Origin of the sequence: Streptomyces argenteolus (genome assembly GCF_042902585.1) — a bacterium.
Taxonomy (GTDB): domain Bacteria; phylum Actinomycetota; class Actinomycetes; order Streptomycetales; family Streptomycetaceae; genus Streptomyces; species Streptomyces argenteolus.
Window position 1 is genome coordinate 563796 of sequence record NZ_JBIBEG010000003.1, and the last position, 22902, is coordinate 586697.

Genomic DNA, 22902 nt, shown 5'->3' on the forward strand with positions numbered 1-22902 from the left:
AGTCTACCTAGCAAGGAGGCGGTGGTCGGGCCGGCCGCCGGCCGTGACGCCGGGCGGCCCTCCCCCGGGCCGTCGGCCTGCCGGCAGGCGCTCCTGGCCCCTGTCTCACATGGGCCCGACGACCTTCTTGTGCATGTGGTTGTAGATCACCGACGTCCGCACGTCGGCCAGTTCGGGTCGCTTCGTCAGCTTGTCCAGGACCACCGCGTGCAGATGGTCCGTGTCCCGGACGGCGACGTGCACGAGGAAGTCATCCGTCCCCGTGAGGACGAAGACCGAGATCACCTCGGGCATCCGCACGAGGAACGCCTGGAAGGCCTCGATCACCGCACGCGTGGGCGGTCGGACCCGTACGGCGATCATGGCCTGGAGCCCACGGCCGATGGCCGCGAGGTCGGCCTCCGCGTGGAAGCCCGTCAGGATGCCGCGCTGGCGCAGCGACCTGATCCGCTCAAGGCACGTGGAGGGGGCGATACCGAGCACCTGGGCCATGTCCCTGTTCGTGCGCCGACCATCCTCCTGCAACATCCGCACCAATGCCGAATCTAGTTCGTCCATACTCGTACCGCCCTCATCGATGTCGAAGCTAATTCGGATTCTAAGCGCCTTACCCGTCGCTGTTGCTAGCCTCCTCGCGATTTCACTGACCTTTATTTGGCCTCGGCGAGGAATCGGCGAGGGAGAGGACGGCTTCCCATGGGAGAACGAGGCCCCGGCGCGGGGGCGATCTGCGCTGTCGTGGCCGCCGCGCTGTTCTGGAGCAGTTCGTACGCCGTGACGAAGCAGGTGCTGGAGGATGTCGGCCCGCTCGGCATCGGCGCCATCAGGTTCACTCTCGCGGCGCTGATCCTGGGTGTGATGGTGCGGATGCGGCGGCAGCGGCCTGCCCGGCCGGACGCACGGCAGCGGCGGCAGCTGTATCTGAGCGGCTTCCTCGGCATCACCGTCTACTTCGTCCTGGAGAACGTCGGCGTCGATCTGTCCACCGCTTCCGACGCCTCGCTGATCGTGGCCACGTACCCGCTGATGACGATGCTGCTGGAACTGGTCGTCTTCCGCACACGGCTGCCGCTGACGCGTGTGGCGGGGGTGCTGCTGGCAGCCGTCGGCGCCTTTCTCGTCGTACGCAACGGAGCGCAGGTCGGCGGGAGTTCACGCTGGCTCGGCGACATCCTGCTGCTGCTCGGCGGGGTGGCGTGGGCCGGCTACAACGTACTCGGCAAGCGGGCGAGCGCGGGCCAGGACGCGGTGGGCGTCACCTATCACCAGACCCTGGCGGGCGCGGCGGGCTTCCTGGTCGCGTCGCTGCTGGAGGCGGGCGACTGGCGGATGCCGGACGCGACCACCTCGGCACTGCTCGTCCATCTGGCGGTGGCGTGCTCGGTCGGCGGCTTCCTGCTCTACAACTACGGGCTGCGCAGGATGGCGTCGAGCGTCGCCGTGAACATCCTCAACCTGGTCCCGGTGTTCGGTGTCCTCGGCGCCGTCGTGATCAACGGGGAGTCGATCCGGCCGGCGCAGGCAGCGGGCGGGATCATCATCATCGCCGGGGTGGCGCTGGGCATGATCGAGCGGGGGCGCGAGGCCACGGGTGAGGAGGCCGCCCCCGCCCGGTCGGCGCACCCACCGGCAGGGGTGGGTTCCGCACCGTCGCCGCAGGTCCCAGAAGCCGGCGCCCAGACCGCCCACGGCGTGCACGGGGCCGGCTGACGACCGCGAGCCCGGATCGGGGCAGCGCGGGAGCCGGGAGGACGGGCCCGGGCCGGGAGCCGCGAACCACCGGAGGACGGGGCTACGAGGCACGCGGCGGCCTCATGAGGAGCGCGGCCTCACGCGACGCGACGTACGGGGCGCGGGCCTCAGGAGCCGTCGTCGGCGTCGCGGCTGTCGTGGTTGTCGTGGCCACCGCCGCTGTCGTCGCTGTCGTCGACCAGAGTGCCGTGCAGGCCACGGATGTGTTCCTCGACCAGGTCGGCGGCCTCGCCGCCCCGCCCCTCACGGACCAGTTCGAGCAGTCGCGCGTGCTGGGCGTTGAGCGCGGTCGCCGTCGCCGGCCAGTCGCCCGTCTCCTCCAGGGCCCGCAGGATCAGCGGCCGGACGGACTCACGCACCGCGGACGTGAGCGTGGAGGTCAGCGCGTTGCCCGAGCTGCCCGCGATCAGCACATGGAAGCGGGTGTCGAGGTCGTTGAACTCCGCCACGCCCACGGACGCTTCCCCCATCCGCCGGACGAGCTGCCCCGCCGCGTCGAGGTCCTCCGGAGAGGCGTGCCGGGCTGCGGCCTCCCAGCTCGACCGCTCCAGGACGACACGCGCCTCCAGTACGTCGTGGAGGCTGTAACTGCCGAGGGCGAAGTGCAGGCGCAGCAGCCGGCCGAGCGCGTCGTCCGGGTTGCGCACGATCCGCGCGCCGGAGTCCGGGCCACGGCCGGGCTGGGCCACCAGGACGCCGATGGTCTCCAGCACCCGGAGAGCCTCACGCAGCGCGGACCGGCTGACGCCGAGCACCGGTGCGAGCTCCCGCTCCGGCGGGAGACGGTCGCCCGCCTTGAGTTCGCCGGCGAAGACCTGCTCCTCGATGCTCTGGAGCACCAGCTCATGAGTGCGGGACTGCCGTACGGGTTGCCACTCGACGGGCATCCGCTACTCCCTGGTCCGGGCGATACGCATGGACCGACTATGTCACACAAGGGCTGTGGTCGGACCAAATCCCGGGCAGGCTCAGCGGGGGCGCGGCACCCGGCTCCGGTGCGCTGACCGTCGTGGTTCGAGGAGCTGGCCCGCCATCCCGGCCACCACCAGACCTGCGGCGATGAGCAGACCGTGCCCGATCACGATGCCGGCCACCAGGGCGACGATCCCTGCCGCGAGCCACGGCCACACCTGGCGGGGGCGCGGATCGCGCCGGGCCCCGCCTCGCGGAGCGCCGCCGGACGCGCCGCCCGCGTAACCGCCGCCGTCCCGTGCGTCGCCGTCGTGCACGGGCCGGTACTCGATGCCGCTCGGCCGCTGGTCGTAGTCGGGCATGGTGACTCCCTCCCGGATCGGAACCCGTTGGGCCGGACTCCATCGTCGACGCCGGCGGGGGCCGGTGACCATCGGGGATGACACCCATCTTCGAGGGGGCCGGCCATGCAGACACGGCCGCACGGACCGGGCGGGACTCCGTGGTCCGCCCGACCGGCGATAGTGGAGGCAGTCGCCCCGCCCGGGCGGGTGACCGTCCGAAGGAGGCCGTGCGGTCTTGTCCCTGTTCTGGCGCATCTTCCTGCTCAACGCCGCTGTCCTGGTGGCGGCCGGCGCCCTGCTGTTGCTCGGCCCTCTCACCGTGTCCGCGCCGGTGGTGCTGACCGAGGCCCTGATCCTGGCCGTCGGGATGGCGTTGATGCTCGGCGCGAACGCGCTGCTCCTGCGGCTGGGCCTCGCCCCGCTGCAACGGGTCAGCCGGGCGATGACGACCATCGACCTGCTGAGCCCGGGGCCCCGGCCCGAGGTCGCGGGGCAGGGGGAGGTGGCGGCCCTGATCGAGACGTTCAACAGCATGCTGGACCGCCTGGAGGCGGAGCGTGCGACCAGCAGCGCACGGGCTCTGTGGGCCCAGGAGTCCGAGCGACGGCGGGTCGCGCAGGAGCTGCACGACGAGGTGGGCCAGACCCTGACCGCGGTCCTGCTCGAACTGAAGCGGGTCACCAACCACGCCCCGGACCCGCTGCGCGAGGAACTCGCCCAGGTCCAGGAGATCACCCGGGGCAGCCTGGACGAGATCCGCCGCATCGCCCGCCGGCTGCGCCCCGGGGTGCTGGAGGAGCTGGGCCTGGTCAGCGCCCTGACGGCGCTGACGACCGAGACGCCGACGCCGAGAGGGCTGACGGTGAGGAGGCGGCTGGAGAAGGATCTGCCGCCCCTCGGCGAGGAGGCGGAGCTGGTGGTCTACCGCATCGCCCAGGAGGCGTTCACGAACACAGTCCGCCACGCCCGGGCCGGTCTGCTCGAACTCTCCCTGCGCCGCAGCCGCCACGGCGTCGAGCTCCGTGTCCATGACGACGGACGGGGCGTCGGGGACGCTCCCGAGGGTGCGGGGCTGCGCGGCATGCGCGAGCGCGCCCTGCTCATCGGCGCCACGCTCACCGTCGGCACCGCCCCGACGGGCGGGACGGACGTCCGCCTCGACGTACCCGTACGGAACGGAAGTGCCTGACCATGGCCCACTCCCCCGCCCGCTCCCCGAAAACCCGCATCCTGCTCGCCGACGATCACGCACTGGTCCGCAGGGGCGTGCGGCTGATCCTGGACGGCGAACCCGACCTCCAGGTCGTCGCCGAGGCGGGCGACGGGGCGGAGGCGATCGAGATGGCCCGGGCGGAACAGCCGGACCTCGCCGTCCTCGACATCGCCATGCCACGCCTGACAGGGCTTCAGGCGGCCCGGGAGCTGTCCCGGGTCATGCCGGGGCTTCGCATTCTGATGCTCACCATGTACGACAACGAGCAGTACTTCTTCGAGGCGCTGAAGGCCGGCGCCTCGGGCTTCGTGCTGAAGTCCGTGGCCGACCGGGACCTCGTCGAGGCGTGCCGGGCGGCCATGCGCGACGAGCCGTTCCTCTACCCGGGCGCGGTCACCGCTCTCATCCGGAACTACCTGGACCGGGTCAGGGAAGGCGGCGACGTACCGGACCGGGCCATCACCGAGCGGGAGGAGGAGATCCTCAAGCTGGTCGCCGAGGGCCACTCCTCGAAGGAGATCGCGAGCCTGCTCGTGATCAGCGTCAAGACGGTGGAGCGGCACCGGGCCAATCTGCTGCAGAAGCTGGGCCTCCGCGACCGTCTGGAGCTCACGCGGTACGCGATCAGGGCCGGGCTGATCGAGCCGTAGGCCCGCTCGGCCGCCGTACCGCACGCCCTCGTCGTCCGGCGCGACACATGCGGTTTCCGGGCGAGTGACGAACTGGTCAGGCTCCGCCCGGACTTGTCCGCCGTCCGGCGAGGTGCGCACGTACACCTGGGACGTGACTACGGCCACGCTGTGCGTTTCATACGTTTCTCAGCCAGTGCGCCTACGGTGCTCTCGTGACGCAGATGACCCCGCCCGGCTGGCATCCAGACCCCGGGCACTCAGGAATCGGCCCCGTCCAGGAACGCTGGTGGGACGGGAGCCGCTGGACCGACCAGCTGCGGCCGTCGCCCGCGACGGTCAGGCGCCGCCGCATACGCATAGGCGCCGGCATCGCCGCCGGTGTGGTGCTGCTCGCCGCCGTCGGTGGCGGCGCGTACATGCTGGGCGACCGCTCCGACGACCGTGGCGGCAGCGCCGCGGACGCCCCCGCAGGCCCTCCCGGGGCTTCCGCCAGCCCTCGCGGACCGGGCGGCGGACAGGGCGACGAGGAGGACGGCGGCGGCCAGGGCCCCGGACAGCAGATGCCGTCCGAGGACGGTTACGCCACCGATGCGGCCAGCGGGATCAGCATTCCCGTCCCCGACGGGTGGACCGGCCAGTCCGGCCCCATCGGCGCCGGTCTGACGACCGGTGAGTACGCCTGCCCGGGCGACGAGAGCCAGACGTGTGTGCGCGGCGGGGTGTTCTCCGCGCCGGCGCAGGCCCTGAAGGTCGAGGCGACCACGGCGAAGGCCGCGGCCGAGGCCGACATCGAGGCCAACGCCGAGGAGTCGTACGGGGAGAAGGTCTACGGCGGGATCACCTCGCACGAGGAGCTCAAGTCCGAGGCGGTCACCGTGGCGGGCCAGAAGGGCTACCGGGTGCGCTGGAAGGTGGTGACGAAGAACGGCGACGACGGCTACGTCGAGTCGCTCGCCTTCCCCTCCCCCCGCTCCGCGGACATGCTGGTCGTCGTCCGCTCCGGCTTCGACGTCCACGACAAGGCGCCGAAGCTGTCCGTGCTGGACGACATCACCGAGGGCATCAAGAAGGCCGCGTCGGCCGGCTCGGGCCGGACCACCTGAGGCGACCCCGCACGGCCGCTGCTCCGGGCAGGGGCGTGGAGCTGTTCCACGCACCTGCCCGGCTCGCGTCCGGGTCACGGACCCGCACGGGCTCGCCGAATCCTCGGGCCCACCACGGAGCCGGCAACGAGCACCCGCGCTGCGCCGGGTAGTCCGGTCCCGGCTCCACCGGCCTACGCTCTTCCGCCCGACTCGCCGGCACGAACAACCTTCCGGACCGTCGACGACCGGCCCCGGATCCCTTCCCGTGGTCCGGGGCTTTCGCGTGCGCACGACCGCTGTCGAAGAGGCCGGCGGACCCGCCGCAGTCGGCTCGGGGGGTACTCCGTATGCCGGACGGCACCCAGGCCCCCGGAGCGAGACCGCACCCACCCTCCCCGTGCACTTGCGCAACCAGGTATCTTGCATCGCATGGAACCAGGTGAGTCGACCAAGCAGGCCAGGGCAGCCGCCCAGCTACGGAAGGGCGTCCTGGAGTACTGCGTGCTCGCCCTGATGCGGGACCGCCCCCGCTACGGCGTGGAACTCCTGCACGCCTTGGAGGACTCCGGCGCTCTGGCCACCAGCCAGGGCACGGTCTATCCGCTGCTGTCCCGGCTGCGCCGCGACGACCTGGTCACCACCACCTGGCAGGAGTCCGCCTCGGGCCCTCCCCGCCGCTACTACGCCCTCACCGACAACGGCCGTACCGCGCTGGACGAGTTCACCCGCGTCTGGCCCGGCTTCCGCGACGCGGTCGACACCTTCCTGAACACCCCACCCCCCTCCGACGGAGACCTCGCATGAAGACCTCTTCCGATCTCGTACGCGACTACCTCACCACCGTCGAGCGCGAGGCCTCCGCACTCCCCGCCGACCGCCGCCAGGAACTCCTCGCCGACCTCACCGAACATATAGAGGTGGCCCGGGCAGAACGCCCCGGCGCCGCGATCGGTGACATCCTCGCGGAGCTGGGCGACCCCCGCACGATCGCGGCGACGGCGCTGGCCGAGTCGGGGAACGTGACCGCCGGGACGCACCCCGGAGACGATGCCGGGGCACCCGCCCGCCGCGGCAAGGTGCATCCCCTGGTCCCGCTGCTGATGCTCACTCTCGCGCTGCCGTTCGCCATGGTCTTCCCGGATCTCCCCGGCCCGGCGTTCGCCTTCGTCTTCCGCATCACCGGCGCGGTGCTCCTCTGCACCTCCGTGCACTGGAGCACCGTCCAGAAGACCACCGGCGTACTGATCACCGCCGTCCTGCCGACGGTCGTCATCGCCGCGTGGAACCTGTCCAACGGCGGCCCGGAAGGCGACACCCCGGCCCTCGTGGCCAACGTGGCCATGCTCGCCCTGCTCGTCGGCACGGCGACATGGCTCTGGCGCACCCGCCGCGCCTGAGGCACCCCGCCCCGGTGGGCGGGTCCCCCGGAACCACCTGGGCGGACAGAACACTTCAGTGAGGCGACCGGCCTCGGCAGGGCCGCCGCCACCCGCAGGAGGAACGAACCCGGCCAGGTCCGGGAGACCTTCTGACCCGGCCCTGCCCTTGTCCTTCGACGACCGCGCTGCAAGGAGGCCGGTCGAGGCCGGAGCTGCGAGCCGCCCGGACGTGCCGACGGGACCGGATCAGAACAGTGAGTTGTCGCCCCGCAACCGACGTCGCAGAAAGGTGGAGAAGGTCTGGTCCTCCAGGTGCGTGAGCGCGGTGCCGCTCCGCTCGATGTAGGCGATGCGCCAGTCCTCGGGCGAACCCTGGCCTGTGAGCCAGCCGAACATGTGCCCCGGTGTCTCTCCCCACTGCAGGAACAACCGGTCCTCGTCCAGCCACCGCAGCCCCGGGGTCTCCGGTCTCGCCTCCACGGGAAACACCCGGATACCGGCGACGACCCCGCCGGGGAATTCCTTCATGATGGCCAGGTAGTCGGCCGGAAGGGCGCCGAACGACTCCTTCACGGCGTGGTCCAGCAGCTCCTCCGCGTACTGCCGGACGCCCGGGACACCGATACCCCGCACCTTGGTGATGATTTCCTCCACCGCCCCGATCTCCGGGTTCGCCAGCGCGGTGGCCGTCGCGCGCACGTCGTCGGCGACATTCCAGAACGAGCCCGCCTCGTATTCCTCGTACGTCTCCAACGCGGGAACTCCTTCGGGTCGTCCCAGAAGGGCCCGCGCGATGAACTCCGACGCGGAGACAGGAAGGTCCAGCCACAGCTGGAAATCGGAATCCGTGAGGACGGTTGTCCAGTTCGCCGTGTCCGGGTCGGTGGTGTCCCACAGCAGCACGCCGTCACGGGCGGTGCGGCCCCACGGCACCATGCCGCCGGGCTGCGGGAAGAAGGACGGCGGAAGCGCGTGCTCGCGGGTACGCAGGGATTCCTCCATGTCCGCGAGGCGCAGGGCGGTTTCCTCCGTGAAGTCCGGCAGCGAGCGCACGGGGACATCGGGCCGGCTGAACAGCACCGAAGCCGCGATCACCCCCGGCGGCAGCGCCTGGACCAGCAACTCGAAGTCCTCGGGAACGACCTGCCCGTGACCGTCGTCCTGCGCCCGCAGCGGGGCGTCGAGACCGAGCAGCCGGATGACGTCGAGATGATTCATGTGTTCCTCCATGAACGGCATCGGCGGTGGGGTGGGCCAGCCGCCGGCCGCCCACCCCACCGCCTCATCTGTGCCGGATCAGTCCCTCAAGGGGACTTAAACTCCGGACCCTATCAGTCGCGAGAATGTGCCTGATGAGCTCGATACGTACATGTGGACTCCGATCGGATTGGTCCTGTTGGGCACGTAGACCGGAACGGACTGGTAATAGACCCGTTCTCCCAGTTTGAGGCGCCTTTCGATCTCGTACTCGACAGCCCGCATGTCGGTCTGGTTCGCGGACTTCGTTGTCGGGACGATGTTCTGCCGGAGGTGAGTCCCGCCGAATTCACGGGCGATCAGGTGAGCCCGGTTCCACTCGTCGGCGCTGCCCTGGAGGTTCCAGCCGACCGGGTTCTGCGGCTCGCTGGTGTTCCTGGGCGCCGGAGCGTCCGGATTCAGGCAGGCGAACCCGCCGGTGGCCCGGCCCTGTGTGTCCACCGGGGTGTTCCACACGGTGCTCGGCCCGGAGGAGTCCTGGCACTTCTTGTTCTCCTCCCCCGCGCGGTCGATCAGCTTGCGCTGGAGGGAGGTGTCCTCGGTCGCCTGTGACGACGTGAGGCCCTGGAAAATCCGGACCAGCATGGATACCGCTGCTCCGGTCGTGGTTCCCTGCGGGCCGCTCTTGGGCGCGGAGGGAGCCGGTCCCGGCGCCGGCGACGGCGTAGGACCGCTGCTCGACCCGCTGGAGGAGCTGGAGGAGGCCAGGTCCTCCGCGGACGGCATCAGCTGGCTCAGCGCCGTCGCCGCGTCCTGGAGGTTCCCCTGGCCCTCCGGCGTCGCCGCGTACAGGGCCGTCACCAGGGCCGCCCCGGCCCACCAGACCAGCGGGATGGCGAAGTGGCCGTCCATCTCGACGAAGCTGGTGGGGTTGCCGCCGGAGAACGCGTAACGGTTGCCGGTGAACGGGTCCGCGCCCAGGTTCATGTCGGCGAGGGCGCCGTTGTACATGTCCCGGGTGGTGAAGCGGTTGAGCCCCGGGCTGTAGTCCCGGAAGCCCATGTCGTACGTACCCGACTGGGCGTCCCAGCGCTTGGAGTTGAACCGGTAAGGGTTGTACTCCTGCTTCGTCGGGTCCGCGGCGTCCGGCTTGTCGATGCCCGTGAACTCGGACTTGTCGTCGGAGCCGTAGGCGGTGTAGCCGTACGTCGCCTTGGTGTCACCGTCCTTGTCGGTCAGCGTCTCGACGTCACTGTGCGAGTTGTAGCCGTAGAAGCCGTCCTCGCTCGTGCCGTCAGCGTTGTGCTTGACCTGGGAGAGACGCTCGCCCCACGGGCTGTACTGGTACGACTTGGTCAGCCGGCCGGCGACCTCCTCGCTCAGCACCTCGCCGGACAGGCCGAGGTAGCTGAAGTCGGTCGTCTTGCCGTCCGCCGTCTTCGACGTGGTGCGGTCCAGCGGGTCGAACGTGAACGTCGTCGACTTCATCGCACCGGTCCCGTCCATCTTCTGGGACTCCACGACGTGGTCGAAGCCGTCGTACACGCTCCTCTCGATGACCTTGCCGCCCGCGGTGACGGACTCCTGCCGGCCGAACGGGTCGTAGGCGTAGGTGGCCGTCGAGCCACCGGTGGTGGCACTGAGCAGCCGGTTGCGGTCGTAGTCGTAGACGGTGGTGACGTCCTTGACCGTCTGCCTGACGACGTTGGCGTTGTCGTCGTGGACGTACGTCTCGGTGCCCGCGCCTGTGCCGGTCTTGACCGACTTGGCGAGCCGTCCCACCGGGTCGTAGGTGTAGTCGGTGGTGGAGTCGAGGTACGCCGCGTGGTTGTCGGCGTTCATCTTCTCCGCGACGTCCTGCGCCTTGTTCCCGTTCAGGTCGTACGCGTAGGTGTGCGAGGAGACGAGAGTTCCGGAGCCCTTCTTCTCCGTGGTCGACTTCAGGTCACCGCCGAGGAGGTAGGTGTGGTCGACGGTGTTGTTGTTTGCCTTGGTCTCCTTGAGCCGCTGCCCGCGGTCGGTGTACGTGAACGACGAGACCTTCGGCGACGCGTCCGTGGCGGACTTGCCCACCGAGATCGTCTTGACCAGCTCGCGCAGGTCGTAGGTGTACTTGGAGAACTGGCCGGGGTGCGTGACCGTGTCTGCCTGGCCGTTGGCGTCGTAGGTGTACGACGTGGCCTTCTTCTCCTGGCCCGCGAGGGACTCCGTCACCTTCTGGACCTGGTTGAGGCCGGTGTAGGTGACCGTGTAGGCGTCGATCTTCGCGCCGGCCGAGGTGTCGTCGATCGAGGTCAGGTTGCCGTTGACGTCGTAGGCGTAGGCGAAGGAGTTCTTCTCGGTGTCCGTCTCCCCGGCCGTGTCACGCACCAGCTTGACGGCGTCGGCGACCACGCTGCCGGAGCTGCTCTGCTCCACCTCGAGCTGGGCGTCGTTGCCCTGCTTCAGGCTGTAGGAGCCCAGCGGCACCCAGGTCCCGGCGCCGGCCGTCTGGTCCTTGGTGACCGCGGGCTGGGTGGTCGCCCCCTGGGACAGCGTGTACTTCGCCGCCGTCGCGGCGCCCGTCACCTTCGGGTACTTCACGTACGCGGTGTACGAGCCGTCCTTCGGGATGTTCAGCGCCCAGGTGAAAGCATCCGTGCCCGTGCCGGCCGCGTGCCTGCGGTGGTCGTAGCCCTGCTGGCCGGCGAGGTCGCCGGCCGTCCAGGTGCCCGTGGCGGAGGTGTGCTGGGTGTCGGAGTTGTCGACCAGCACCACCGACCTGCCCACCGGCACGCCGTCGTCCGCCTTGGACTTGAGCTTGCCGTCGGGGTAGTACGACTGCGTCAGGGTGCGGTCCGAGGAACCGCCCGCAGACGTGAGCGTTCGGGCCTTCTGCTGCCCGAGTTCGGTGTAGTCGTACGTCGTGGTGATGTCCCACGGGTCGGTGGACTTCCGCGACCAGCCGTTGTCGAAGTACTCGAAGACCGTGTCGTTGCGGACCGTCTGGCCCTCCGACGGCGGCAGCGACTGCCGCTCCACCCGCCCCACCGCGTCGTACACCGTCTGCGTGTAGACGTTCGGATCGTTGTTGCCGGCGTCGTTCGGATCGTACGGCTGGAACTGCTTGACGGGCCGGTTCAGCGCGTCGTACTCGGTACGCGCGGTGAAGTCGTCCGCGGTGGCTGTCGCCACGCCCCTCGGCGAAATCACCTTGGTGTTGTTGCCGGCCTGGTCGTACTCGTACTTGGTGGTACGGAACGTGCTCTGGTCGTACGGGACCTTGACCTCGGTCTGCTTGCCCCGCTCGTCATAGGTGTAGGTCGTGGTGCTGCCCACGGCGTCCGTGGTCGTGAGGACCTGCGAGTCCTTGTCATAGGTGCGCGAGGTGACCTTGCCGGCCGCGTCCGTGGAGGTGATGAGCCGGTGGTTCAGGTCGTAGGCCATCTTGGACGTGTAGTCCGTGGCGTCGGCGGTCGCGTTCTTCTTCGGGTCGACCACCACGTCGGTGTTGCCGACGTCGTCGTACGAGTAGGAGATCTTGTCGCCCGCGGAGTTGGCGGCCGAGGTGAGCTGATAGATCTCGTCGTAGTGGTTCGTGGTGACGTAGTCGGTCGCGTCCGTCGTCGTCAGTGAACCCTTCGGCTCCGTGACGGTCCTGAGGTTGCCGACCTTGTCGTACGTGTAGGACGTCCTCCGCTCGGGTGACGTGGGCGTGTCCTTGGGCGCGGTGGCGGACTTGAGCTGGTCCGCGGCGTCGTACACCGCGGTCGAGACCGCGCCGTTGGGCGCCGTCGAGGTGGTGACGTTGTCGTTGGCGTCGTAGACCGGGGCCGGGGTGGTGATCAGCTCGCCCGCGTCCTGGACCTTCGGAACCGTGTTCACCTTCGGACGGCCGAAGGTGTCGTAGGTCTGCGTGGTCTTCTTGCCGAGCGCGTCGGTGACCTCGAGCACCTGGCCGCGCTCGTCGTAGAGGTACGACGTCCCCTTGCCGAGCGCGTCGGTGATCTTCGCCGGGTAGCCCGTGGGGCCGAACTCACCGGTGGTCGTCGGGTTGCCGTTGGCGTCGGTCGCCTTGGTCAGCCGGCCGTAGGCGTCGTACTCGTACGACGTGGTGTAGTCACCCGCCGTCGTGGTGGCGACGCCCTTGGGGTCGGTGACCGCTTTCAGGTTGCCGAAGGCGTCATAGGCGAACTGCCACTTCCGGCCTTCCGGAGAGGTCTTGGTGGCCAGGTCGGCGGAATAGCCGTCCGCACGCGTCTGATACGTGTACCGGGCCGAGTTGGCCGGGAATGTGCCCGGCGCGCAGTCCGAGGACGGCGGGACGCCTGCCTTGTTGCTCTCCGCGTCCCTCTTCCAGAGCGGATGGCCCGTCTTCTGTTCGTAGCAGTACGCGGTCTTGGCGCCGTTGGCCTCCTCCAGGTACGTGACGTTGTTGTCCGCGTCCCACGAGAGCTTCGTGGTCTGCGCCTTGGCGTTCGTCGTCCGGACCGGCCGGCCGAAGTCGTCCGACACGTAGTCGGTGGCGTGCGACTCCGCGTCGGTGACCTTGGTGGCGGTGAACTTGGTGTTTGCGGCGTCGGCCGCGTAGCCGAACCCGGTGACGCCCTGCAGACGCTCGGTGATCGCCTTGGTCCACCAGTGGTACTTCGGGTCGTCACCGGCCTGCGGCGCGTAGTACGACATCGCGGTGGCGTTGCCGCGGGGGTCGGTGGCCTTGACGAGTTTGACGTTCTTGTTGCCCTGCGTGGCGTCGTACTCGAAGCCGAACACCTTCGGCTGGGCGGAGCCGGCTCCGTCGGTCAGCTTCGTCAGCAGACCCTTGTCGGAGTACTCGAAGGCGAACGTGCGGCCCGATATCTCGGTCATCGACTTGATGTGGTCGATGATCTTCGGGTTGGAGCTGTCCGCCTTGGTGTAGTACTCGATGGTCAGCGACTGCCGACCGGACGGGTCGGTGAGGTAACGGAGGAACTTCGTCGGCTTGTTGTTGGACTTGCGTTCCTCGTAGGTGTACGTCTGCGTGTTGCCGTTCTTCTCGACCAGCGACGTCAGGTAGCCGTCGCAGCCGAAGAGGAACCGCGTCCCGTCGGGACGGGTCAGCGTCCACGCGTCCGGGACCGGGTCCTTGAGCGGGGTGCAGTCCAGACCGGGCTTGGCCGTCAGCTTGTAGTGGACACCGGCGGGGGCCTTCCACGTTCCGTCGTCCTGCTCGCGGAACACGTGGGTCGTGCCGTCACCGTCCGGGAGCCGGATCTCGGTCGGGTTCGGCTTGGGATGGAACTCCAGCGGGGCGCCGAGCCGGATCGGACCGGACGCCTGGAAGGACCAGCCGTGACCGGAGACCGTGTCGGAGGTGTCCAGGCTGTTGTATGCGAACCGGGCGAAGGTGGTGACACCGCGGCCCGGGTTGGTGAACGCGTTGTACTGCCAGACGCTGTTGCCGGACGCCAGGTTGTTCATGACGGTCGAGCCGGCGCCGGTGTTCTTGCCCGTGTAGGAGTAGAACTTCTCCATGCCGAGCTGGTTGGAGGTCGGGTCCTCGACCGCCACGTTCTGCTTCAGGCCCGGGATGCCCTCGGTGCCCGAGGCCCACGTCCCTGCGGTCTTGTCGTACACATCCCAGGTCAGGGCGTACTCGGTGAGCTTGTTGCCCGAGTCCGAGTTGATCGGGGTCCTCACCTGCGCCTGCAACTGGACGGATTCACCGGGCGCCAGGTCGCTCGGCAGCGCGGTCCGGATCTGGTTGCCACCGCCTGTGGCGTCGGTGCCGTCCGGCAGGGCCCACTTGTAGGTGAGGACGTGGTCGGCGACGTTCCACGTCGACGCGGTGGTGTTGGTGAGGGTGAAGTCGACCGTGTAATCGGTGTTCGGGGTCATGCGCGCCGGAGTCTGCGGCGCGTAGTACGTCGATTCCGTCGTGGAGTCGATGTAGGTGACCACGATTCTGGGCCGGAGCTTCGGCTCGGTGCCCTCGGACGACAGGAAGAGGGTCCGTTCCTGCGAGGCCGCCTCGTCCGCCATCTTGACGGCCACACCGCGCTGGGAGGCCGGGGTGGTCACCCAGGACTGCGCGAGTGAGGTCACGTTCCAGTCCTGGCGGGCCGGGTCGTTGGTCTTCGCGCCGGTGTCAGCCGCAACCGCGCCGAAGTCGCCGCCTGCGGCGGTCCAGTTCGTCGTCGCGTCCGCCTTGGCCCAGGTCGCGGTGGCCTCGTCGAAGTCACGTGTCAGGGGCCGCAGTTCGTAGACCGCGCCCGCGGTTTCCTGGGTGGTCTGCGTGCTCCACAGCCGGACGGTCGCGTCCAGCACCCGCGCCGTGGCGGGAATGCCGAGAGCCGGGAACTTCAGCAGGGCGCGGGTGTCGCCGTAGGTCGCGGAGTTGTTGCCGACGCTCAGCCAGTTCTTCGGGCCGCCGTCGTCGATCGTGTCGTGGGTGAGCGTGGTGCGGGCCGAGGACAGGGTCGTGTCCTGCGAGGCGGTCAGCACCTTCGTGGTGCGTCCGGCCTTCGGCAGCCGCACGAGCTGCGTCGGAGCGGCGACGACCTGCCCGTCCTTCGTCTTGACCGCGACCATGTAGTAATAGGCGCGGCCGTACGGGTCGGGGTCGTCCGCCTTCGTCGGCGTCGCCGCCGTGTCCGTGAACGACGTGGTGGCCGGCGCCACCGGAGAGACCAGCGTGGCGGCCGACGGCGTGAAGGTCTGGTTGATCGACCGGTGGACCTGGTACTCGACGATGTCGTCGGCGGTCCCGATCGGGTCCCGGTCCTGATACGCCGACCAGGACAGTTCCGCGCCCGTGTCGTGGATCGTGGTCGGGGCGGCGAGGTCGACGCCCTGGCGGCCGAAGGTCAGTACGAGACGTGGGTAGTTGGCGGTCTCGCCGTCATACCCGAACTCGCTGCCCTCGTAGCGGGGGCCGCCCTTGGGGCCGTTCGCGCTCTCGTCGCCGGCTTTGATCACGAAGCCGTTGTTCACCTGGGCGCCGTCGATCCAGGACTGGACGGTCTTGGTGACGGGGAAGGTGTGCCAGGTGTTCAGCTCGCCCGGCTGCTTGGTGACCACGCCGCCCTTGGTGAACCGGACCGCATCCGCGATCACCGACGTGCTGGTCGACGCCGGACCGTCACCGAGAACGATCTTGCCCAGGGTGCCGGCCTTGAACCGATGCGAGCCGAGCGTCTTCCACACGCCGGCCGTGCCGGCCTGCTGGTTGACCGTGTACCCCTTGGTCCCGCCGTCGTACGTCACGGTGTACGGGGCGTTGGTGGCACGGTCAGAGGCCGGGATGCTGTGCGCCTCGACCTGGTAGGTGCCGTCCTCGGGGAGGCTCGGCTGCCAGGTGTACGTGTCACCCGCGGCAGAGTCCTTGTTGTAGAGGTAGTCCTGGTTGACCGCGTACTGCGTGTAGGCCGTGTTTCCCGACGCGGGCCAGGCGCCGACGGCCGCCGTCCGTCCGGCGTCGCCGTCGTCCACCACGACCGAGGTGCCGGACAGCTCACCGGTGATCGCGTTGGCGCTGTTCCAGGTGGCCTGGTCCTCGGTCCACGGCTGCGTGGCGCGGTGCGCCTCCAGCTGGACCTCGGTGTCCCCCGTGGTGTGGAACTGGTCGTAGTACAGCTTCAGATCTGCCGAGTCGAGCTTCGTACCGGCCGGTACCCCGGTCAGCGGGAACCGCATCAGCGCACGCGATGATCCGGTGCTGGTGTTGCCGACCGACAGCCGCCAGTTGTCGTCGTAGTTCGTCCCCGGACCGTCCGAGGAGATCATGACGTCCTGCGCCGTCGTCGGCGTCGGAGCGATCGAGATCGTCGGGTCGACCGTCACCGGGTACTGCCGCTCGGGCGCGGACAGCCACTTCGCATCGGGGGTGACCGTCAGCTTCCAGCCTTTTCCGGCCCTGGTCAGCTTCTGGGTGACCGTCTTGCTGTAGGCGAAGCCGTACGGCGACCGGGCGTCCTTCCTGGCGTCCGTCATGAACGCCGCGGGGATCACCATCACCGGGTGGGCGGCCTCGCCGTAGAAGGAGACCGAACCGTCCTTGCCCGGTTTCGGCGTCAGCCCTTCGGCGTCCAGAGTGAAGATGAAGGAGACCGGGCCCGTGGGCTTCCGGTCCAGGACCATGTTCTCCTTCACCCGGCCAGGACCGACCTGGTACGACAGGTCCGCACCGCCGACGGCGTCCTTGTACGTGACGGTGTCGCCCTTGGCGACGGGGGTGAGCTTGCCCGCGCCCTCGAGGCCCAGAGTCACCGCGTGCCCGTCACCGGACTCGAAGCGGAGCAGCCTTTCGGCGTCCGATCCGAACCAGCTCCGGGCGGCGTTGGTCGTATTGGCGAAGTCGAAGCCCTTGGAGCCGGTCGGGGTGACTGTCGGGTCGATGTCCTTCCACGACTTCCCCGCCCGGTACCCGGTCGGCGTCGCCGACACCTCGGCCTGCACCCGGCCGTCGGACAGCTTCCAGTACCGGGCGTTCGCCGTGCGCTCGCCTGTCAGTTCCGCGACGCGCTTCGGCTTCCCCGCCGCCTTGCCCTTCGGCAGCTTCTCCCGGCTCGGCAGCACCGGAGTCCCGCCGGTCGACGGCTCCTCCGGCGCGTCCGACTCGCCCTCGTCCTCCGAGAACCAGCCCGCGAAGGCATCGACGATACCCTCGCCGTCGGTATTCGAAACCGGTGCCGCATAGGCGACTTGTGGCAGCATGGCACCGGCGACCGCCGAAACCACGAGGCAGGCTATTGCCCGCCCGTATCTGACTTTCACGCCATTCCCTTCATCAACGCCCATCCCGCACCAGGCGAAATAGGCGCACCGACGCGCCGGCGCGGGCACTCCGTCGCCGTTCACGGTGGACCTGACCTCGACCGAAGCACCTCAGGGCATGACGAACCAGGCCACCTCCCACATACGGAAAAATGGCCTCGCCAGAAATGAGCCGGTCGCAGCGGGCAGATTCTGATCACGCGAGTTGATGCCCCGTCAACCGTTTACGCATTTGGGGCATTTCAGCTGGCGGATCAAGACGATTGGGGGCACCTTGCCGGACTTTTCCGCTGCCTGGCATTCATCGATTCCGATGGTGTATAACGCAGGCGGAATTCACATCGACAGGAAGCACGGCAATGCCGACGACCGAAGAACCGGCAGGACCGGACACGTCCGAAACCCTGGACGGCACAAGGGCTTTTGAGACGCCGGAAGAGCGCCGCAGCAACCGCAGCGGCATCGCCGTAGCCGCGGCTCTGCTGCTCGCATGCGGTGCGTTCGTCACCTTCGGAGTCCTCGACTCCGATGACGACCCGGTGGACGGACGGCGGGCCACGCCCACCGCCGAGGTGACCTACGAGGTGCTCGGCGAGGGCTCGGCCGACATCTCCTACCGCGGGGCCGACGGCGACAAGGCGGATGTCGTCACGAACGCCGGCCTGCCGTGGAGGAAGACCGTGAGCGTTCCGCTGGGCGCTTCCCCGATCGTCAACGTCACCCTCGGCGAGAAGGGCGGCACGGCCAGCTGCACCCTGGCCGTACGCGGCAAGCACGTTCAGCGCGCCACCGCCACCGGCGCCTTCGGCCGGACCACGTGCAGCAGCGAACTCCCCACCCCCGAAGCGTCCGCAGCGGCTCACGAAGCGTCCGCAGCCGCTCAGGGAAGCCGGTGACCTCACATCCCTTCCGTCCTACGGCCAGGGCCGCGGCGGCTGCCGCTGTCGCCCTCACGCCCCTCGGTCTCGCCCCCGGCACGGAAGTGGCCCGCGTCTTGGCCGGGAGGGGAGTGATCACAGCGATCAGGACCGGCAAGACGCATCGGCAGGCCTGTGACGACGACCGCAGGCGTGCACATCGAGCGCCGAAGACCGCGCCGTAGCCCGGACGGTGATGCAGGACGGGTTCCGCCTGGTCGGCGATCACGAGCCGGCCCCGCCCGGGCGTCGTGGCCGCCACGCGGACCGAGGATCATCACGGCCGACGCGGCAGCTGGGCCGCCGCGTCCTGGCGGGGGATGCCGCGTTGACCGGGTCAGGCGCGTCGCAGCTCCGTCGGGCGCGCCGGTCTGCAACTGGTCCCCGGATACGGTCAGGGCCGGTCTCGGCTTGCTCCGGGACCGGCCCTGACCTAGGACTGCGGCGAGGTGCCGTAGCTGTCGTCGTGCGCTCGCCAGGGATTACGGGACAGCCCTCAGGGCGCGTCCGTGACACGTACGCCCCACGACTCGCCGCCGGGTCAAGGGGCCCGCTCGCCAGAGCCCGGCACGGCGGTCGCCTGTGCGGGCGGCGGGACTCCCCGGATCAGTAGCCGTAGATCATCTTGTAGGCGACCTCGGGCAGGAACTGGCCGGCCGTGGAGCCGGATCCGACACCGCAGTTGCCGTCGGACTCGCCCGGAGTCTTGATCCACAGGAGCATCTCGGCGCCTCCGCCCTTCTGCGTGGGCGTGCCGATGCGGCGGCCGGAGGGGTTGCACCACTCGCCGTTGGTGCCGTTGCCGTTGCGGCTGGTGTCCACGACGAACGGCTTGGTGTAGCCGTAGCGAGCCGCCAGTTCGTTGTTGACGGCGTTGCCGTAGGCGGTGTTCTCGGCGGTGGTGATGTAGTTGGAGACGTTGAGCGAGAAGCCGTGGGCCTGTCGGAGGCCGGCTTCGTGGAGACGCCGGGCCATGGTCGCCGCGTCGGCCCAGCGCGGGTTGCCGGCATCCATGTACACCCAGGTGTTGGGGGCTTGGCGGTTGAACTGGACGAGGGCGTTGGTGAGCATGGCCTCGCGTTCGTCGATCTGGGCCTGGGTCATGCAGCCGTAGTCTCCGAGAGAGTCCGGTTCGAGGATGACGACGGCCGGGCGGGCCGCGACACCTCCGGCGAACCGGGCGATCCAGTCGGCGTACGCGGACGGCGAAGCGGCTCCACCGGCGGAGTGCCCGCCGCAGTAGTCACGGTTGTAGATGTTGTAGGCGACGAGGATGGGCAGCTTGTCCCGGCCGTCCGCCGCTCCGGCGTAGGCGCCTGCCGCGGTGCCGATGGCGCCGCTCCAGGAGCCGAACCAGCGGGCCATGGGTGTGTTGGCGATGGAGGCCTTGATCGCGGCGGCCCGGCCGTCGCCGGGGTTGGCGGCCGCCCACCGGCTCGCGCTCGAGTCGGGATCCGCGTAGAACCCGTTGGTCATGGTGGTGGGGTCGGCGGCGTGGGCGGAGGGTGCGGCGGCGAACGCCAGCGGCAGAGCACAGAGCGCGGCCATGAGGGTGCGGAGTTTGCGGCTCAAGACAGTACCTCGATTTCAGAGGACGTGTGCTTTGGGAGCGCTCCCACTGGAAGCGGTCCCAATCGTGCGGGTGGGCGGTTGGGCTGTCAATACTCGGCACAGCATTCGATTTTCACCGAGGGACCAGGCTCAGGTAGGGCCATCGACCGGAAGCGGTCCCAATATGTGCGTCCCTGAGCCTCCCCGCCTGTGAAAGACTCACGAGTCATGGCAGAAGCAGCGCCGCGTCGGCATCCGACGCTCGACGAGGTGGCCGAACACGCCGGTGTTTCCCGCTCGGTGGCCTCCCGTGCTCTCAACAACGCACCGCACGTGAGCCGCGCGAAGCGCGAGGCCGTCGAACGGGCCGTGCGGCAACTCGGTTACGCACGCAATTCGACCGCCCGCGCGCTGGCCACCCGCCAGACGGGAGCGGCAGCCCTGGTCATCGCGGGGGAGGATCCGTCGATCTTCGCCGATCCGTTCTTCGCCCGGGTGATCGTGGGAGCGTCGGCCGCCCTGGACGCGGCGGACCTGCATCTGATGCTGTGCCTGGCCGCGTCCGACCGGGGCCGCAAACGGGTCGAGGAGCTCCTGCGGTCCAGGGGCGCGGACGGTGTGATGCTGATGGCGCTGCGCGAGGACGATCCGCTGACCCGGATGGCCGACGAGGCGCAGATACCCGTCGTGTTCGGCGGGCGCCCCGTCGGTTCGGCTCCCCGGTGGTACGTGGACGTGGACAACGTCGGCGGAGCGCGTGAGGCGACCGAGCATCTGGTCTCCCTCGGCCGAAGGCGCGTGGCCGTGATCTGCGGGCGTCTGGACACCGAGGCCGGGCGCGCCCGGTACCGCGGTTACCGGGACGCCATGCTGGCCGCCGGTCTCGATCCGTTCCCGCCGGCGGAGGGGGACTTCACGGAGCGCAGCGGGGCCGCAGCCATGGCCGTACTGCTGGCGGAACACCCAGACGTGGACGGGGTGTTCGCCGCCAACGACAACATGGCGGTGGGAGCGCTGCGCACCGTGCGAGAGGCCGGCCGACGGGTCCCCGCCGACGTCGCCGTGGTCGGCTTCGACGATCTGGCGGTCGCCCAGGTCGCCGATCCGCCGCTCACCACCGTCCATCAGCCTGTAGAGGCTCTCGGACGGGAGATGGCGCGCATGCTCGTCGCGCTCGTCAACGGGCAGGACCCCACTCCCCTGATTCTCCCCACCCGCTTGACCGTCCGGGCCAGCGCCTGACCTCTCACTTCCCGGGGCTGGACCCGGTCCGAACGGGAGCTCCCGGATACTGGTTGCAGCCTGCCCCTCTTCTTGCTGATGCCGGTCGCGGAGCCGGCTTGATCAGGACGGTCGCGGCCGGCACACCCAGGACGGACGCCCGGCGAACGCCGAGCCGTTTCCGCGGGCTCATGGTTCTCCTGACCGGGGCGGGCGCCGGGAGGTTCGGTCGATGGATCGGTTCAGGGTGTGGACACCTCGAACCGGGTGACGCGGACCGCGCCGCCGAGGGTCTGAGTGGCGTGGTTGAAGAGGGCGAACCGGTAGCCCATGAAGAACCGCCAGTCGTTGCCCATAGCGAAGGCGGGGCCGAGACGGGTGAACGTGACGCCGTCGGTGCTGTAGGAAAAGGTCCCGGGGCGCGGTGCGCCAGGGCGGATGTCGGCGTTCGCGCGCAGCCAGATGCGGCCGCCGGAGACGGGCGCGCTCGCGGTCTCGGCGCCGGTGCCGGTGGTGTTCCAGTTGCTGTCCATGGTCAGCCCGGTGACCATCACCACCCGTGTCGCACCGCCGTCGCGCTTGAGGCCGATCCAGGCGGAGGAGTCACGCAGCAGCGCGAGCCCGGCCCGGTCACCGTCCCGCATCGCGGAGTGATCGAGCTGGACCGTGGCGGTGGAGGTGGGACCCTGGATGCGGTGGGTGAGGGTGTTGCGGGCCCAGTAGAGGTCGTGGGTGACCGTCGCGGTGCGCAGCGTCAGGCCGTTGCCGACCGACCACTTGGTGTTGTCGGGGTTGTGGTTCCACTCCCATCTCGGTTTCAGGGTCGTACCGTCGAAGGTGTCGACGCCGGTCATCGGGGTGACCTGGCGGGGCGGAGTGGTTACGGCCGGGCTGGGATACGCGGCGCCCCACGCGCCGTTGACGAGCTGTACGACGGGCCAGCCGTCCGCAGTCCAGGTGACCGGCGCCAGGGCGGGCATGCGCCCGCCGGGGTAGGCGTCGACGAAGGCCATGTAGTACCAGGCGCCGCTCTGCGTCTGCACCAGCCCGCCCTGGTGGGGGACGCCGCCGCCGGGGATCGGCCCGCGCAGGTCGAGGAGGACCTGCCGCATCGTGTACGGGCCGAAGGGGCCGCTGGATGACTTGAGGATGTACTGGCCGTTCGCGGGGCGGGTCAGGAAGATGTAGTACTGGCCGTTGATCTTGTAGAACCGGGCACCTTCCAAGGTGCCGACGCTGGACGGTGTCCTGAACACCTCCTGCGTACGAATCTGGTTGCGGCCGTCGGGCGAGAGCTGGGCCACGCTGATGGTGGTGTTGCCGTACGCCACGTAGAGGGTGTCGTCGGTGTCGACGAGCAGGCCGGCGTCGTAGTAGGGGGTGCTGATCGTCGTCAGTCTGTTCCACGGCCCCTCCACCGCGGTGGCGGTATAGAGGTACGTCCGGGCGAAGTCGATCTGGCCGAGCCAGTAGAAGGTCCTGTTGCTGGGCCGGTAGGCAAGTGACGATGCCCAGATTCCTCTGACGTAGCCGCGGGTGCCGTTCAGGTCGTACTTGGCGCCGAAGTCGAGGACGGGTACCGAATGCCCGGCGATCTCCCAGTTCACCAGGTCGTACGACCGCAGAACGGGCGCGCCCGGCGAATAGTGCATCGTCGAGGCCGAGGCGTAGTAGGTGTCGCCGACGCGAATGATGTCGATGTCCGCGAAGTCCTGCCAGATCACCGGGTTCGTGTACTGCGCAGCGACCGCGAGGGCGGGCCCAGGGGGGACGAGGGCGCCGACGGCCAGGCCGGTGGCGGCCGCGAGCGTGCGGCGACGAGTGAGGGGTTGATGCGACCATGACAGATTCATGGAGGTGTGCACCTCGAGTTCATCGGTCGGAGCGGCTCCACCGTGTTCGACATACCGAACGCGGTGCGACTTGTCGAGCATTCTGGATGATAGGAGGTTGGCGTACCCCG

The 22902-nt window shown here is 69.4% G+C and carries 15 protein-coding genes; 8 read left to right on the top strand and 7 right to left on the bottom strand.

The window, feature by feature from the left end:
* Positions 1-105: 105 nt before the first annotated feature.
* Positions 106-558, bottom strand: coding sequence for an Lrp/AsnC family transcriptional regulator (locus ACFY8O_RS15125; protein WP_145805708.1), 453 nt, complete (start codon positions 556-558; stop codon positions 106-108).
* A 138-nt stretch (positions 559-696) separates the two neighbouring features.
* On the opposite strand from ACFY8O_RS15125, the gene ACFY8O_RS15130 reads away from it, so the two are divergent.
* On the top strand, positions 697-1710 hold the full coding sequence (locus ACFY8O_RS15130) for a DMT family transporter (protein WP_387902181.1): 1014 nt from the start codon (positions 697-699) through the stop codon (positions 1708-1710).
* Positions 1711-1859: 149 nt separating this feature from the next.
* Here the strand turns inward: ACFY8O_RS15130 and ACFY8O_RS15135 are convergent, their stop codons facing one another.
* Both ACFY8O_RS15135 and ACFY8O_RS15140 read right to left on the bottom strand, forming a co-directional pair.
* Positions 1860-2639 carry a FadR/GntR family transcriptional regulator gene (locus tag ACFY8O_RS15135; protein ID WP_387902183.1) on the bottom strand — a complete coding sequence of 260 codons (780 nt, stop codon included), beginning with the start codon at positions 2637-2639 and terminating at the stop codon, positions 1860-1862.
* A gap of 81 nt (positions 2640-2720) precedes the next feature.
* Positions 2721-3026, bottom strand: coding sequence for a hypothetical protein (locus tag ACFY8O_RS15140; protein ID WP_387902185.1), 306 nt, complete (start codon positions 3024-3026; stop codon positions 2721-2723).
* Positions 3027-3243: 217 nt separating this feature from the next.
* Between ACFY8O_RS15140 and ACFY8O_RS15145 the strand changes: the two genes are divergently transcribed.
* From ACFY8O_RS15145 to ACFY8O_RS15165, 5 genes are all read left to right on the top strand, one after another.
* Complete coding sequence (locus ACFY8O_RS15145; protein ID WP_387902187.1) at positions 3244-4197, top strand: HAMP domain-containing sensor histidine kinase; 954 nt, start codon at positions 3244-3246, stop codon at positions 4195-4197.
* Positions 4198-4199: 2 nt separating this feature from the next.
* The gene (locus tag ACFY8O_RS15150; protein WP_387902189.1) at positions 4200-4871 is read left to right on the top strand and encodes a response regulator; all 672 of its coding nucleotides are present in this window, start codon (positions 4200-4202) and stop codon (positions 4869-4871) included.
* 203 nt (positions 4872-5074) lie between these two features.
* On the top strand, positions 5075-5956 hold the full coding sequence (locus ACFY8O_RS15155; RefSeq protein ID WP_387902546.1) for a DUF2510 domain-containing protein: 882 nt from the start codon (positions 5075-5077) through the stop codon (positions 5954-5956).
* 411 nt (positions 5957-6367) lie between these two features.
* A complete protein-coding gene (locus ACFY8O_RS15160; protein WP_145805717.1) occupies positions 6368-6742 on the top strand; it encodes a PadR family transcriptional regulator in 375 nt (124 codons plus the stop codon).
* The gene (locus ACFY8O_RS15165) at positions 6739-7335 is read left to right on the top strand and encodes a DUF1700 domain-containing protein (protein ID WP_387902192.1); all 597 of its coding nucleotides are present in this window, start codon (positions 6739-6741) and stop codon (positions 7333-7335) included. The genes ACFY8O_RS15160 and ACFY8O_RS15165 overlap by 4 nt, the downstream gene beginning before the upstream one ends.
* A gap of 228 nt (positions 7336-7563) precedes the next feature.
* Here ACFY8O_RS15165 and ACFY8O_RS15170 read toward each other — a convergent pair whose 3' ends face one another.
* Together ACFY8O_RS15170 and ACFY8O_RS15175 are read right to left on the bottom strand one after the other, a co-directional pair.
* Positions 7564-8535, bottom strand: coding sequence for a hypothetical protein (locus ACFY8O_RS15170; protein WP_387902194.1), 972 nt, complete (start codon positions 8533-8535; stop codon positions 7564-7566).
* A 96-nt stretch (positions 8536-8631) separates the two neighbouring features.
* Positions 8632-17190 carry a golvesin C-terminal-like domain-containing protein gene (locus ACFY8O_RS15175; RefSeq protein WP_387902197.1) on the bottom strand — a complete coding sequence of 2853 codons (8559 nt, stop codon included), beginning with the start codon at positions 17188-17190 and terminating at the stop codon, positions 8632-8634.
* 419 nt (positions 17191-17609) lie between these two features.
* Here ACFY8O_RS15175 and ACFY8O_RS15180 point away from each other — a divergent pair, with 419 nt between their 5' ends.
* Positions 17610-18146 (top strand): hypothetical protein, encoded by a 537-nt coding sequence (locus ACFY8O_RS15180; RefSeq protein WP_387902199.1) that lies wholly within the window; start codon positions 17610-17612, stop codon positions 18144-18146.
* 627 nt (positions 18147-18773) lie between these two features.
* Here ACFY8O_RS15180 and ACFY8O_RS15185 read toward each other — a convergent pair.
* Positions 18774-19715, bottom strand: a complete 942-nt coding sequence (locus ACFY8O_RS15185) for a glycoside hydrolase family 6 protein (RefSeq protein WP_387902549.1) — start codon at positions 19713-19715, stop codon at positions 18774-18776.
* Positions 19716-19946: 231 nt separating this feature from the next.
* Here ACFY8O_RS15185 and ACFY8O_RS15190 point away from each other — a divergent pair, with 231 nt between their 5' ends.
* Entirely contained in the window at positions 19947-20960 is a 1014-nt protein-coding gene (locus tag ACFY8O_RS15190; RefSeq protein ID WP_387902201.1) for a LacI family DNA-binding transcriptional regulator, read from the top strand.
* A gap of 221 nt (positions 20961-21181) precedes the next feature.
* On the opposite strand, the gene ACFY8O_RS15195 is transcribed toward ACFY8O_RS15190, so the two are convergent.
* On the bottom strand, positions 21182-22792 hold the full coding sequence (locus ACFY8O_RS15195) for a glycoside hydrolase family 43 protein (RefSeq protein ID WP_387902204.1): 1611 nt from the start codon (positions 22790-22792) through the stop codon (positions 21182-21184).
* Positions 22793-22902 lie beyond the last annotated feature (110 nt).